Source organism: Aeromonas sp. CD (assembly GCF_033349375.1).
Classification (GTDB): Bacteria; Pseudomonadota; Gammaproteobacteria; order Enterobacterales; family Aeromonadaceae; genus Aeromonas; species Aeromonas hydrophila.
This window is the reverse complement of the sequence record NZ_CP137631.1, coordinates 4,658,037-4,672,169: the sequence shown is the minus strand read 5'-3', so window position 1 is coordinate 4,672,169 and position 14,133 is coordinate 4,658,037. Positions and strand designations below refer to the sequence as shown.

The 14,133-nt window shown below is 60.6% G+C and carries 14 protein-coding genes; 5 read left to right on the top strand and 9 right to left on the bottom strand.

Annotated features, from left to right (window positions below; genetic code table 11):
• The first annotated feature begins 73 nt into the window (after positions 1-73).
• Positions 74-2,245, top strand: coding sequence for a DNA helicase II (gene uvrD / locus R2E40_RS21895; protein WP_318164377.1), 2,172 nt, complete (start codon positions 74-76; stop codon positions 2,243-2,245).
• 252 nt (positions 2,246-2,497) lie between these two features.
• Positions 2,498-3,616: a DUF1963 domain-containing protein gene (locus R2E40_RS21890; RefSeq protein WP_318164376.1), complete on the top strand. Its 1,119-nt coding sequence runs from the start codon at positions 2,498-2,500 to the stop codon at positions 3,614-3,616.
• A gap of 29 nt (positions 3,617-3,645) precedes the next feature.
• Here R2E40_RS21890 and R2E40_RS21885 read toward each other — a convergent pair.
• Positions 3,646-4,808 (bottom strand): IS3 family transposase gene (locus tag R2E40_RS21885; protein ID WP_318164089.1). Its coding sequence is split into 2 segments (ribosomal slippage): positions 3,646-4,553 and positions 4,553-4,808, totalling 1,164 coding nucleotides; the frame shifts between segments, so codons are not numbered across the junction.
• Between the two features lie 264 nt (positions 4,809-5,072).
• On the opposite strand from R2E40_RS21885, the gene R2E40_RS21880 reads away from it, so the two are divergent.
• Entirely contained in the window at positions 5,073-5,585 is a 513-nt protein-coding gene (locus R2E40_RS21880) for a hypothetical protein (protein ID WP_318164375.1), read from the top strand.
• Between the two features lie 92 nt (positions 5,586-5,677).
• Here the strand turns inward: R2E40_RS21880 and R2E40_RS21875 are convergent, their stop codons facing one another.
• The 4 genes from R2E40_RS21875 to ydfZ form a co-directional block, all read right to left on the bottom strand.
• Positions 5,678-6,838, bottom strand: coding sequence for a glycosyltransferase (locus R2E40_RS21875; protein ID WP_318164374.1), 1,161 nt, complete (start codon positions 6,836-6,838; stop codon positions 5,678-5,680).
• A gap of 452 nt (positions 6,839-7,290) precedes the next feature.
• On the bottom strand, positions 7,291-8,184 hold the full coding sequence (locus R2E40_RS21870) for a LysR family transcriptional regulator (protein ID WP_318164373.1): 894 nt from the start codon (positions 8,182-8,184) through the stop codon (positions 7,291-7,293).
• A 146-nt stretch (positions 8,185-8,330) separates the two neighbouring features.
• On the bottom strand, positions 8,331-9,116 hold the full coding sequence (locus R2E40_RS21865) for a hypothetical protein (RefSeq protein WP_318164372.1): 786 nt from the start codon (positions 9,114-9,116) through the stop codon (positions 8,331-8,333).
• Positions 9,117-9,400: 284 nt separating this feature from the next.
• A complete protein-coding gene (gene ydfZ / locus R2E40_RS21860) occupies positions 9,401-9,598 on the bottom strand; it encodes a putative selenium delivery protein YdfZ (protein ID WP_226032723.1) in 198 nt (65 codons plus the stop codon).
• Positions 9,599-9,876: 278 nt separating this feature from the next.
• Between ydfZ and R2E40_RS21855 the strand changes: the two genes are divergently transcribed.
• The gene (locus R2E40_RS21855; protein WP_029302441.1) at positions 9,877-10,377 is read left to right on the top strand and encodes a DUF1993 domain-containing protein; all 501 of its coding nucleotides are present in this window, start codon (positions 9,877-9,879) and stop codon (positions 10,375-10,377) included.
• Positions 10,378-10,481: 104 nt separating this feature from the next.
• Here R2E40_RS21855 and R2E40_RS21850 read toward each other — a convergent pair whose 3' ends face one another.
• The 3 genes from R2E40_RS21850 to R2E40_RS21840 form a co-directional block, all read right to left on the bottom strand.
• On the bottom strand, positions 10,482-10,931 hold the full coding sequence (locus R2E40_RS21850; protein ID WP_011704236.1) for an SRPBCC family protein: 450 nt from the start codon (positions 10,929-10,931) through the stop codon (positions 10,482-10,484).
• A 79-nt stretch (positions 10,932-11,010) separates the two neighbouring features.
• Positions 11,011-11,523 carry a cupin domain-containing protein gene (locus R2E40_RS21845; RefSeq protein ID WP_017410560.1) on the bottom strand — a complete coding sequence of 171 codons (513 nt, stop codon included), beginning with the start codon at positions 11,521-11,523 and terminating at the stop codon, positions 11,011-11,013.
• Positions 11,524-11,621: 98 nt separating this feature from the next.
• Positions 11,622-12,278: a DUF3313 domain-containing protein gene (locus R2E40_RS21840; RefSeq protein WP_024944646.1), complete on the bottom strand. Its 657-nt coding sequence runs from the start codon at positions 12,276-12,278 to the stop codon at positions 11,622-11,624.
• 271 nt (positions 12,279-12,549) lie between these two features.
• On the opposite strand from R2E40_RS21840, the gene R2E40_RS21835 reads away from it, so the two are divergent.
• Positions 12,550-13,224 carry a chromophore lyase CpcT/CpeT gene (locus tag R2E40_RS21835; protein ID WP_041213570.1) on the top strand — a complete coding sequence of 225 codons (675 nt, stop codon included), beginning with the start codon at positions 12,550-12,552 and terminating at the stop codon, positions 13,222-13,224.
• 9 nt (positions 13,225-13,233) lie between these two features.
• Here R2E40_RS21835 and R2E40_RS21830 read toward each other — a convergent pair whose 3' ends face one another.
• A complete protein-coding gene (locus R2E40_RS21830) occupies positions 13,234-14,118 on the bottom strand; it encodes a LysR family transcriptional regulator (protein WP_318164371.1) in 885 nt (294 codons plus the stop codon).
• Between the last annotated feature and the right edge of the window lie 15 nt (positions 14,119-14,133).

Sequence of the window (14,133 nt, the reverse complement as noted above, 5' to 3'; positions counted from 1 at the left end):
ACCGACAAGCCGATTTGGTCTGTGGCGCCGCAGGTCGTATAATCCCCGCCTGTATAAATAAACAGGAGTGGTGATGGACGTTTCAACCCTGCTCGACGGGCTCAATGACAAGCAAAGAGACGCGGTGGCGGCCCCCCGTTGCAACCTGCTGGTGCTGGCCGGTGCCGGTTCGGGCAAGACCCGGGTACTTGTGCACCGTATCGCCTGGCTGATGCAGGTGGAACGCTGTTCACCCTTCTCCATCATCGCCGTGACCTTTACCAACAAGGCGGCGGCCGAGATGCGCGGCCGGGTCGAGAAAGTGATCGGCGACGGTGTGCGCGGCATGTGGATCGGCACCTTCCACGGCATCGCCCACCGTCTGCTGCGGGCTCACCATCTGGATGCGGGGCTGCCGCAGGATTTCCAGATCCTCGACTCCGACGACCAGTACCGCCTCATTCGCCGGGTGCTCAAGGCGCTCAACCTCGACGAGAAGCACTGGGCCCCGCGCGCCGTGATGGGCTACATCAACGGCAAGAAGGACGAGGGGCTGCGCCCCGGTGACATCGACCTCTACGGCGACCCCGTCACCCGCACCTATCAGCAGATCTACAAGACCTATCAGGAGACCTGCGATCGCTCCGGGCTGGTGGATTTTGCCGAGCTGCTGCTGCGCGCCCACGAGCTGTGGCTGAACAAGCCGCACATCCTCGAGCACTACCGCGACCGCTTCCAGAACATTCTGGTGGACGAGTTCCAGGACACCAACGGCATCCAGTACGCCTGGCTGCGGATGCTGGCCGGCGACAGCGGCAAGGTGATGATCGTCGGCGACGATGACCAGTCCATTTACGGTTGGCGCGGCGCCAAGATCGAGAACATCCAGCGCTTCCTGACCGACTATCAGGGCGCCGAGACCATTCGCCTCGAGCAGAACTACCGCTCCACCGCCAACATCCTGAAAGCGGCCAACTGCGTCATCGCCAACAACGCCGAGCGCCTTGGCAAGGAGCTGTGGACTGAGGGGGCCGAGGGCGAGCCAATTTCGCTGTACGCCGCCTTCAACGAGGTGGACGAGGCCCGCTTCGTGGTTGGCCGCCTCAAGGACTGGAAAGAGAAGGGCGGTTTGCTGGCCGACTGCGCCATCCTCTATCGCTCCAACGCCCAGTCGCGGGTGCTGGAAGAGGCGCTGATGCAGGACGCCATGCCCTATCGCATCTACGGCGGCCTGCGCTTCTTCGAGCGCCAGGAAATCAAAGACGCCATGGCCTACCTGCGTCTCATCAACAACCGTGGCGACGACGCCAGCTTCGAGCGGGTGGTCAACACCCCGACCCGCGGCATCGGCGATCGCACCCTGGAGATCCTGCGCAATAACGCCCGGGATCAGGGCCAGAACCTGTGGCAATCGGCCAAGGCGCTGCTCAATGACAAGGTGCTGACCGGCCGGGCCGGTAACGCGGTGCGCGGCTTTGTGGATCTGATCGATGCGCTGGAGGAGCAGGTCGCCATGCTGCCGCTGCACCAGCAGGCGGATATCGCCATCCAGCACTCCGGCCTCAAGGCGATGTATCTGGCGGAAAAGGGCGAGAAATCCCAGGCGCGGGTAGAGAACCTGGACGAACTGGTCACTGCCTGCCGCCAGTACCAGCGCCCGGACGAGCTGGAGGACATGAGTGATCTCTCCGCCTTCCTCGCCCACGCGGCGCTGGAATCCGGCGAGAATCAGGCCGACGAATATGCCGATGCGGTGCAGCTGATGACCCTGCACAGCGCCAAGGGCTTGGAGTTCCCCCTGGTGCTGCTGGTCGGCGTCGAAGAAGGCATGTTCCCCAGCCAGCAATCGACCGAGGAGTCGGGCCGGCTGGAAGAGGAGCGGCGCCTCTGTTACGTTGGCATGACCCGCGCCATGGAGAAGCTCTACATCTGTTATGCCGAGAGCCGCCGCATCTACGGCCGCGAGATGTTCCACAAGCCGAGCCGCTTTATTCGCGAGATGCCCGCCGAGTGCCTGGAAGAGATCCGGCTGCGCACCCAGGTCAGCCGCCCCACCCAGTACGGCCGCTTTAGCCAGAACGAGGTGCAGCAGAGCTTCGACGCCAGCGGCATCAAGCTCGGCCAGCGGGTGCTCCATCCTAAATTTGGGGAAGGAATCGTGCTCAACTTCGAAGGGGTCGGCCAGCAGAGCCGGGTGCAGATCCAGTTCGACGACGTCGGCGCCAAGTGGCTGGTGACGGCCTATGCCAGGCTGGAAGCGCTCTGATTTTTCCCGCCTTTTGAAATAACCAGCCCGGCTTAGGCCGGGTTGGTTATATCCGTTATCGCAACATATTTAATGACGCGATCGTCCGAATATGATTCGCTATTCGAACCTATGAGCCCATTATTTGATTGATTTATCCCAAGCGGAGAAGATCATAGGGTAATTAGCAAACGGTGACCTATCGATCCCACTACCAAGTGATCGGGTTACCAAAATCAGGGGGGGCATAATAATTTTTTTGGTGAGGTAAATATGGATATGTTGTTAGCAGAAAATTCCCCCATTCGTCAGCAGCTGCTCGAGCAAAAGCTGGCGCAGTTTAAAGACCCGCATCTTGCTCATACGCTATCGGCGTTTATTCGCAGTAGTGTCGATCTCTATCCCAGTGCAATCGAAGACTATACCCAGTTAGGTAACAGCCGGCTCGGGGGATTGCCGGATTTGCCTGTCGGCATGGATTATCCGGTGACTTTGGTTGGACGGGAGGAGATGCTGGATGCTTACGCTGAGGAATTCGACCATACTCGCGAGTATATCGAGGAGCATTATAGGTGGTCGCAATCTTGGGGTTGGGATGAGGTTGCGCAAGCCTATCGTGTGCCCATGCAATTTATCGCGCAGCTCAATTGTAGTGAACTGAAAGCGTTACAATCCTACTTGCCCCGAGAGGGGCGATTGTTGTTCTTTTTGGAGCGCTGGCGATGCTCGGAAATGCTTCGCGGCCATGTTTATTATGTCGCTGAAGATCAGCAACTGAACTCTGGGGAAGCGATTGCTGAACTTAAGTTCGACGATGCTGTCTGTGCAAACCATGAGTATGAGGTGGCTTACCAACTTCAGGGGATTGCCAGCATTAAGATGATAGCCCCTGACATGATTAATAGTGACAACCCGCATTTAGTAAGGTTAGCCAAGGCTCGTTTACAAGCGCTACCTGAACCGCAGCAAGCTATGGTGCTGGAAGCCATAGAGGTTGCGGATGATGAATTGGCGCCTGAGTGGCAAGATCAGCTCAAGGGCTATGAGCTGATGCAAATGAATAAGCACGGATTAGTCCCCGGTCAGATTCTCACTCCATCGCAATGGGCGGCATTGCCCGGCTGGCAGTCATCCAATTTACAGGCATTGCTCGTCCCCGAGCAGCCGCTGCCGTATTACGATGGTATCGCCAGCATTAATGGCCATGGAGATAGTCGCTATAAAGCCCCCGAACTTCACGCTGCGGCTGAATTGGGCGGCAATGCCGAAGATTATCTGGTGCTGCTCAAAGTCCTCTATAGTGAGCACTCTATGCGGTTGAATTTTATTGTCCACCGAGAGGATTTAGCGTTAGGAAGATTCGATCGTATTTACTGCATCTATGACTACTAGATAGAGAAAAATCTGGGATACTGTAGTGGTCAACTAAATCCGGACACTCGGTTAGGCCGATGTTCGGCTTTTGCTGGCGGTATCCCGTCATTGTGTTGATGTGGACGCCGCCAGTTGTAGTAATCCATCAGGTAATAACTGATATCCCGTTTCGCCTCCCGCAGGCTCAGGTATCCCGTTACCGGGAGCCACTCTGACTTCAGGCTCCTGAACAACCGCTCCATCGGGGCGTTATCCCAGCAGTTACCACGACGACTCATGCTCTGGGTCATGCGATAGCGCCACAGTCGTTGCCGAAATGCCCGGCTGCCATATTGGCTGCCCTGGTCAGAGTGAAACAGTACGCCGAACGGGCAACCTCGTTGTTGATAGGCCATCTCCAGTGCGTTGATGGCCAGCTCTGCATCTGGTTTATCTGACATCGCCCACCCCACAACCCGCCGGGTGTACAGGTCAAGCACCGCTGCCAGGTAATGCCAACGACCACCTGCCCAGACGTAGGTGATATCGCCACACCACACCTGATTGGGTTGCTGGACATCAAATTCGCGGGCCAGCAAATTGGGAATGTCCGGTCGTTCAGACTGTGCCACCTTATAACGGTGTGCGCCCGGCTGCTTGGATGCCAGCCCGGCTTCCTTCATCAGGTTACGTACTTTGAACCGGCCAATCTGATACCCCAGCTCCCGCATCATCGACATCAAGGCACGGCTGCCTGCCGAGTTCCGGCTCGCTTTGAACAACCGGCGCAACTCGCAGCGCTGCTGCATGCGCTCACGGTTAATCGTCCGCCTGCGAGCCAGATAATCGTAAAAACAGGAGGTGGGAACATCGAAAGCGCAGCAGACCAAGGTGATGGGGGCTTGCTCCCTTAATCGGTCTATCAGCGCGTACGTGTGAACTCGTCCGCCATCAAGAGAGCAGTAGCCTTTTTTAGAATGTCCTTTTCACGTTCGAGCCGGTTGATACGGGCTTCCAGCTCCTGGATTTTCTGCTGCTCCGGAGTCAGCGCTTTGCTGATTGGGGTAGTGCCACTGCGTTCGGATTGAAGCTGCTGAACCCAGCGGCGAAGCACGGTTTCACCGACATCCAGCGAACGGCTGGCTTCGGGGACTGAATACCCCTGATCAAGCACCAGGGATGCAGCTTCCAGTTTGAATTCGGCAGTAAACGAGCGACGCAATCTTGTCATTGAACACCTCAGGTCATGGTGGCGACTGTACCACCTAAAATGGTGTCCGGGATGATTAGACCACTACATACCCACCTTTTGAGAGAGACGTAGGGCTGTAGGTTCGATTACGCTTCGCTAATCGAACCTACAGGCCTGTTTTCGTTTCAACTTAGAGACAGAAAAGCCCGGCGGCTCAGGCAAGGGGGTTGGGAAACCCACAAGGTGGCTTTAACCATACCACCAGCCAAGGCATACTGCCCCGTCACCAGATGGGAGTCATTGATGTCTAAGTGGATGCCGACACTGCGCCGGCTGGGGTTGTGGTTGTTACGAAAAACGGCGCTGGCGCTGCTGACCAGCCTGCTGTTTCTGATTTCGTTTACCCTGTTTCAATACGCATCCTGGTGGCCTGCATTGGCCGAGGGGACACCTGTCCAATGGAGCGGTCTTTCCCCCAGTCATACCTTGGCTGAGCTGACCCCGGCCATGCTGGAATTCAGCACCGTACTCGCTTGTGTTTACTTGCCGCTGTTTTTGCTGACACCACGCCCGCTGTTGTTGCCGCTCTTTGCCGGACTCTGGTTGTGGCAGACCTATGACATCGCCTTTATGACGGCAACCGCGTCGACCTGGCTGCCCCACGAGATCATCTGGACCTTTATCCTGCCCCACACCCACTGGTTGCTGCTCACCCTGCTGGTGCCGCTGCTGCTGATCCGCCATCTCGGCAAGCGGCTATTTGTAGTGGCACCAACCACCCAGTCAGAAATGAGCCACCTTGCAGGCAAGCCGTGACCAACGGGAGCGCTCGATGACACTCCGCTAATCGAACCTGCACGGGCTGACAGGGGGAATGGCCACTCACTGTCTGACAGCAAACATGACCGTCAGTTATTTGAATGCGCTTTTACGCCAGGGTGTTGCAGGCTTGCCAGCGCACTCTGGACGGTCTGGAACAAGCTGATCAGGCGCGATCGATAGGTGTGGTGGGTCAGCACCGTCTGTTGCCCATGGGCGGCGATGGCGGCGCGCTCCTCCTCGTGGCTCAGGTAATAGCGACAGATCTCCAGCAGATCCTGCTTGTCGCGGAAGATCACCAGATCCTTGCCCGGGGTGAAGAGATGATGCAGATCCTCCTTGTCATTGGTCACCATGAATCCACCGGCGCCAAGAATATCAAACACCCGCATGGGGAGCCCCGACTCGACGAAGCTGCGCACCAGATTCAGGTTGATCCTGCTGCGTTGAAACAGACGTGGCATTGCTTGGTAATGTTCTGCGTATCCGCGATAGGTATCTGTGTGTGTCGCCCACTCCGGGTTTCCATACACGGCTACCCGTTCAAACCGGGCCGCCAGAGCCTGGATACAGGACACCCTTTCCCGATAGGAGTGTTCGCGCCCCAGCAGATAGGCCAGTTTTTCATCTTCGCTCAGGTAGGGTAGCCCGCTCAGCGGATACACCTCTTTGACAAGCCGTATATGAGACTCCGTGAGTTGTGCGGTCAGGGGCCGCCCCTCCAGATGCGCATCGATGTGCCCAATCAACTCTTCCAGCGTTTGCAGCGGTCCGGCGGCCAACCGTGGCTTGATGTGGGTCTGGTATTCCGGCGGGGTCAGGTTGGCGATGAAGGAAATATCGTGGTCATAGCCCGGCTCGGCTGACAGTTGGCGCTGCTCGTTGACGGCGACCGGCAGGTAGTAGACGTTGCCATTGCTCCGCTCCTTGAGCCTGCTTGCTACGGCAAGGTCGTAGACAAACGTGAAGGAAAAGGGGTTGGAGATGGCGTCATGATGCATGCCATAGCAAGGCGTATCGACCACCCACGCAATGTAGGGCTTGCGCAACGCTTCGGCCGCTTGAGAGAGGAGGGGGTTGAAGTTGATGCTGAAGAGGTAATCAAAATTGAGAAATGGCAGCTTGGTAAACACCTCAGCAGAATAGGCGATGCGAATCACGTTAAACCCCAGCGCCTGGAGTGTGTCCATGCAGTCTCTCGCTATGGTGACATGCTCAAAGCAGAGTACGGTTGCAGCCTGATCCTTCATGTTTTCTCCCCATTATCCCGTGTGTGTCTCGTCAAGGAGAGGGCGCTGCAAGCGCTTGAAGACTCCTGCCGGTGACAACCTTGAGGCCCAGTACCTTCGTGATGCCCTGATGAGTGTTTTGCGACCCATAGCATGTGCGGCGCCTGTTGTTGGCCCTTGCCTCTTGGCTTGTCAGGACAGAGGGGTGGCCAAGGCGACGTTGTTTAAGTTGGTCTCAATTGTGCCTTTATAACGCAGGGTTGAGTCTCGGGTGAAGCTATTCAACCAACGGTCACCCAAGTAGGTGTCAACGAATGGCAGATCTTCAGATGCGGGTATCCACCTTGCTTCCCATATGTTCGAGCCTGCTAACGTTCGATGGCGCTTCGCTAATCGAACTTACACGTGGAAGGCCGGTGGGTTATCGGTGTCTCGGCTACAGAGATGGCAAGGCCTGGAGGCTGCCTGTCGGGCTACCGCGGCTGAAACGCCTTGACGATAAACTCGATAAAGAGCCGCACCTTGGGGGACTGCTCCTTGTGGAAGGGGTAGACGGCGAACAGGGCGTGGGGATCGGGTTGCCAGTCGGGGAGCAGTTTGACCAGGGTGCCATCCGCCAGTTCGTCCGACACGAATTCATCCGGCACCAGGATCACCCCGAGCCCCTGCACCGCCGCCTGTTTGAGGGCAATGCCGTTGTTGGCGCAGAAGCTGGCGGGGGGCAGCTCCACCGCCAGGCTCTCCGCGTCCCGGCTAAAGCACCACTTATCGGGGGAAGAGGAGAGGCTGTAGCGCAGGCAGTTGTGCTCTTTGAGATCTTCCAGCTGGGTGGGCTGACCAGCCTCTTTGAGATAGTCGGGGGCGGCGCAGAGCACCCGCTGCACCTGGCACAGGGGTTTGGCGCGCAGGGTGGAGTCCTCCAGGGTGCCAGCCCCCCGGATTACCACGTCCAGCCCCTGATCCACCAGATCCATGTAGGCGTCGCTCAGGATCACCTCGATGCCGATCGCCGGATAGCTGCGCTGGAACTCGCAGACGAGGGGGTTGAGCCGGATCAGCCCGTAGGACATGGGCATGCCGATCCTCAGCCTGCCCTTGGGGGTGAAGGAGGTTGCCATGATGGACTGGTCGGCGGCCTCCAGGCCGTCCAGCACGGCGCAAATCTGGCGGTAATAGGTCATGCCGGCTTCGGTGACGCTCAGCCGCCGGGTGGTGCGGTTAATGAGGGCGATGCCGAGATAGGCTTCCAGCTCGTTGATGTTCTTGCTGACGGCCGCCTGTGAGAGGTGCAGGTCATCTGCCGCCGCCCTGAAGGTGCCCATCTCCACCACCCGGCGAAAGACGTTCAGCGCCGTGATCTTGTTCATCCTGCCCCCGATAATTCACCACTGGTAAATGATGGTGCCATCATGGCGCGACGAATTCACCCTATCCGGCTCGTTAGGCGCCAGTTAACAGAGAGGTGCAACAAGGGCGGCAGGGCATTAACCCGACCGCCCGGTGCCGCGGTGGCTTATTGCGCCTTGCCTGGGGCGGGGGGCAGACTGATGCCGACATCGGCCCAGGGGTTGGTGCCGAGCAGTTTGGCGTGGGGCACGTCGGCCTGGTAGCGCATGGTGAATGCTCTGGGGCCGTGGGCGAAGGCCACCAGCAGCCCCTGTTTAGCATCCATCAACCCGGCGTGCATGCCGAGCCCGTGATAGCTGATCCGCACGGCCTTGTCCGCAAGGCCCACCTTGTCTATCTGGAAGCGGGCGATGCTGCCGTCTTGCAGGGTAAAGCCCCAGCGGAACGGCCCGCCGCTGACCACCGTCATCACCTCGTCGATATCGGTGCCGTCCTCTGCGGAGTTGACGTGCATGCGGCCATATTTGCCGAGCACGGCGCTGCGGGTGTGCTCGTCCAGCGCCATCAGGTCATAGACCTTGGGGTAGGGGCCGACGCCTGTCTCTTCGGTGGCGACGCCACCCCCTTGCACCGCGGGTTCGCGCCCTGCGAGCCTGGCCTGCTCCAGCAGCTCCCCCTGACTCAGGTTGAAGGCCGCAATCAGGGCGCCGTGCTCAGCTTTGGTCAACGCACGGTGGTGGGAGGCCTCCAGCAGCGGCCTGGCCGCGTCGGGAATGTCGACGGTGACCACGTTGACGCCGATGGGGTTGAGCGCTTTGTTGACCGCCTCGACCCCGGTCACGGCGGGGCGGCCATCGCTGAACTGCACCGAGACCAGGTCACCGGCGAAGGTATTGAAAGAGAGGGTCGAAGCGATGGTGCTGGCTAGAAAAGTGATATGGGTGAGTTTCATACAAGACTCCTCGTTAAGGTTCGATGAGCAGTCTAGGACGGTGGAAAGTGCACTGAAATAGCATCAAACGAATATCAAAATTCACTACTGGTAATCAATCACATGGGGGCCGCCATCCTGTCGCCTGGAGCCGCAGGGGCCAGGTTGAGTGATACATCCTTGCTCGAACCTGCGTAGAAACAGGGGGCATAGATATGAGGGAAGGGAAATCAGAAACCCGGCCACTGACGGGGCGCGGTGGCCGGGTGAATTGTAAAGAGTAGGGTGACAGAGAACGCGGGGTATCAGCCTAGTCTAATCAACTCGATGGGGGCGTACGGCTCCCGGGAGTTGGCCAGCAGCACGCACTTTTCATGCTCGGCCTGATAGGGGGTCAGGTTGTCGGTGTGGGCCTCTTTCAGAAAGTCGACGGCGCCGGTGGCGGCGATCATCACGCGCTGACCCGCTGTGAGCGCATTGCGGTTTCGGTCATAGATTTTCATGGCACTCTCCTTTTGTGGGGCCCGGCGGTATGCCCGGGCTGCGCGGATCAGCCTACGCCCCTGCCAAAGAGTGATGCATGTCACAGATCAAAAAAGAGCCAAAGAGGGACTCAGTGCGTCGGCAAGGTCGAGCGGGCCTGCCGCGCGGGGTCGTCCAATCCTGTCGCTGGGAAGGCAGGTGGATTCTGCTTTTTGCGGGGGCGGGCTCGAACAAACGGGGGGATACGCTATAGTGGATGCCGCTCGTACAACTGCCTTCAACCAACCGAGAGCGCATTATGAATCGTGATATCGTCGCCCAGTTTATCAAGATGCTGACCAACCTCGACCAGTGCCTGGCCAAGGCCGAGGCCCACGCCGCCGCCAAGAAATTCAATGTGGAGAACTTCTTCGGCGATCGGCTGATCGTCGACATGCTGCCATTCAGCAAGCAGGTGCTGATCTGCTGCGACAGCGCGCGCGCCGTAGTGGCCACCGCCAGCCTGAGCGAGCCGCCGGTACTGGGGGATGACCCCAAGACCATGGCGGATCTGCGCACCCACGTGGCCAAGACCCTCACCTATCTGCAGAGCAAGCTGGATGCCGATTTCAGCCAGTATGCGAGCGGCCACTACTATCCCTACTGGGCCGGTGGCAAGGGGATGGACGGCTACACCTGCGTGCATGAATACGGCATCCCCAACTTCTACTTCCACCTCACCATGACCTATGCCCTGCTGCGCAAGGCCGGGGTCGAGCTTGGCAAGGGGGATTACCTGGGCGCCATCAACCTGCAATAAGCTCATCCCGTCATCCCGTCATCCCGTCATCCGGGCTTTGCCCAGCATAAAAAGAGCCTGCCACTGTGGCAGGCTCTGTCGTTTTCGGGGTCACCGCAGGCGGGTTACTGCGCCGGGATTTCGGGCTCCACCAGGGCAGCCAGCTGGGCCAGCGACTCCTGCCAGCCGAGGTAGCACATCTCCACCGGGATGACCTCGGGGATCCCCTCCTGCACGATGGCGAGTTCGGTGCCGCACACCACCCCGGTCAGGATCACGGTCACGTGCATCACTCCCGGCAGGTTGGGATCGTCGAACCGGTCGGTGTAGCGGATGCGCTTGCCCGGTTCGAGCTCCAGGTATTCGCCGCCAAAGGCGTGGCTGTTGCCGTTGCCAAAATGGGTGAACGCCATCCGGAAGTGGCCGCCGACCTGGGCCTCCAGCTGCTCCACCCGGCAGGTGAAGCCATAGGGCGGCAGCCACTTGGCCAGCGCATCGGCTTCGATAAAGGCGCGGTAGATCCGCATCGGCGGAGCCTTGAGCACCCGGTGCAGCCGCACTGTTCCTGTCCTCATCTCTCTGTTCCTCGTTGCCTTGGGTCCATCAAGGATAGTCGGTTGCGTCCGTTTGCCGACGGCTGGCCGGCTGCGGGCCCTAGAAGGGGCCGTTGCGCTCGCGCAGCTGGTCGGGCAGGCCGTCGTGATCCCCCAGCTCGCGCTCGGGCACCGCATCCCAGTGCCGCGCACCGATGAAGCGGTTGCGCTCGGGGTGCACGGCGTAGTGGATGTGGTTGTCCGCCCGATCGGTGTCGCCCACGCAGAGCAGTCGCACCGGCTGATCGGTATTGTTGATGAAGGTGTGGGCCAGCCCGTCGCCCGCCTTGAAGCCGACCGAGTCGCCGGGCTGCAGCCGATGCAGCACGCCATCGAGCCAGACGTCCGGGGTGCCTTCCAGCACGTGGACGAACTCGTCCTCGGTCTCCTCGGCGTGGGGCCAGCTGGTGCGCCGGCCCGGCGGCAGCAGCTCGTGGTGAATGCCGAGGCGGGCAAAGCCGTAGTGCCTGCCGAGGGCGCTGCCCAGGGAGAGCGGCTCCTCGCTGCCGGAGTAGCGGCCGGGCTCGGGCTCCTGCAGTTCGCGCCAGTGCTTGATGCTGGGGTGACGGTTCATGACGGCTCCTTGTCGAATGAAAGGGGAAACAGGCGGCCCCGTGCTGGGCGCACGGGGCTGGAGGTGGGCGCTTTGCGCCCGGGAGGCGGCGAGCCGGACTAGCGGCCCAGGTTGTCGGCCAGCTGCTTGGCGCGGCCGGCGGCCCACTGGTCGATCATCTTCTCCATCTCGCTGGCGGTGATGGGGCTGTCCTTGTGGGTGGTGTCCGGGCTCTCGCGCGCATCCATCACCCGCACCAGCAGCTTGCCGTTCTGGGAGTCGAGCAGTTGGGCCATGCTGCCCACCTTGAGCAGATAAGGCTCCTTGCCGATCACCTCGCGGGTGACGTTGATGGCGATCTTGGCGGGCAGCAGATCCCGCAGCTTGGGGTCGGGCCGGGTCAGGTCGAAGTTGGTGATGGCGGCCTGCACCCGCATCACGCCGGGGCCGGGGGCGCTGGCAATCTTGACGCCGTGGCTCATCAGCTCGCGCTGGAAGGTGGCGTGGTAGTAGCGGCCGATTTCGTTCTGTTCGTTGGCGGTCAGCAGGTACCACTGGCCGTTCTCCTGGCGGATGAACTGCAAGGGATCGAGCAGCACCTGATGGTACTGGCGCAGATCCACGCCGGGCTCCTTGTAGATGCGCTGGTTGGGGTTGCTTTCGCTCTGCTGGAAGGCGGTCAGCGGAATCGCCTGCAGGCTGTGGGAGACCTGGTTCTTCACCGCGCAGCCACCCAGCAGAATGGCCACCATGCCCGCGATTACGGCTCTTTTCATCTTTTGCTCCTGATTGCGGCGCTTGCCCGACCCTGGCATCCGGTGCGCAGGGCATTGCAAGAGAAATAACCGATTCAAAGAGCGCCCACAAGCGAAGAGTGCAGCGGCGTTCAGGCGGGATCCAGCCCGCAGGCGGCAGCCACCCAATTGCCGGGACATGACGCTAATACGATGATTTTGCTTCGGATCGGCAATCATTTGATCAAGGTTGCGGATATTGGCGCCGTTCGCTCATATAATCGCCGCCATGAAACTGATTCGGAAGGATTCGATGACCAGCCTGATGGCGGCCCTGTGCGGGCTGCTGCTCTCCTGCCTGGCCTGGGCGGCACCCACCCCCTTCGTCACCACGCCCCCTGACAGCACCACCACGGCACCCTCCGCCAGCATGGAGCCGCTGCTCTCCTGGTTTACCGGCGAGTTCTCCAGCCGCGAGCAGGCCAGCTACGACAACCGCTTCACCAGCGCGGAGCTGCGGCTGGTGGAGATCTGGCCCGGCTACAAGGGGTTTCGCTGGGTCTATGCCGAGCAGTTCCTGACCGAGCGGGCGGTGCGTCCGTTCCGCCAGCGCATCTACCGCTTCTCGCTGGTACCTGATGGGCGCATCCTGATGGCCGAGCTGACTATGCCGCGGGCCATCGACTTTGCCGGCGCCTGGCGCCAGCCCGAGCTGCTCGACTCCCTCACGCCACAGCAGCTCTCTTTGCGTCAGGGCTGCGAGATCTGGCTGACCCGCCAGCCGTCCGGGGAGTACGCCGGCCACAGCAAGGTGGGCAGCTGCTCCACCAATTTTGGCGGCGCCAGCACCCTGGTGCAGTACCTCTGGATTGGCCCCCACAGCGTGAGATTGCTGGATCGGGCCTACGACACCGAGGCCCATCAGCGCTGGGGCAGCCCGGGGGAGGGCTATGTCTATCTGCGCCGGGTGAAACAGCGCGGCGAGTAGGGCTGCGTCCTACAGCTGGTGGCGCTGCTCGCTCAGGTAGTCGATGATCAGCCGCAGGCGCAGTGGCAGGGGCTCCCTGGCCGGGTAGAGCAGGTTGACCGGGCGCGGGGCGGGCAGGGCATCCGCCAGGATCTCCTGCAGGGTGCCGCGTTCTAGCTCCTCGCTCAGCAGGGCGCGCGGCTGCAGCAGGACGCCAGCATGGTTGAGGGCGGCCACCTTGAGGGCGCTGCCGTGGTTGCTGATGAAGGGGCTGTCCCACAGGTGCAGCTGTTCGAGTGGAAAGGCCTCGGCCAGGCTCGACTGGCCGAGCCAGGGGCTGAATCCCAGGCAGTGGTGGCGGGCCAGATCCGCCAGCGTGAGGGGAATGCCGTGGCGTTGCAGGTAGTGCGGGGATGCGCAGAACACCGAATCGGAGCTGGCCAGCGGCCGGGCGATGTAGCCGGCGTCCTTGGGCTGACCGACCCGGAAGATGAGATCGAAGCCGTCACCGATGACGTCCACCAGCCGATCCGACAGGTCCAGCTCGATGCGGATCTGCGGGTAGCGCTCCATGAAGCGGCACAGCAGCGGCGTCAGCCGGTAGCTGCCAAAGGTGACGGGGGCATTGATGCGGATCCTGCCCGCTGCCTGGCCGGTATTGGCCAGGGTGTTCTGCTCCAGCTCCCGGTAGTGTTGCAACAGGCTCTGGCAGCCGGCGAGGTACTCCTGGCCCGCCTCGGTCAGGCTCTGGCAACGGGTGTTGCGATTGAGCAGACGGGAGCCGACCCTGGCCTCCAGCCACTTGATGTACTTGCCGATCATGGCCGGCGTCATCGCGAAACGATCCGCCACGGCGGCGAAACTGCCCGCGCGGGCAACCTCGACGAAGATCTCGATGGCCGTCAAGCGATCCACTCTAAACTCCTGGTT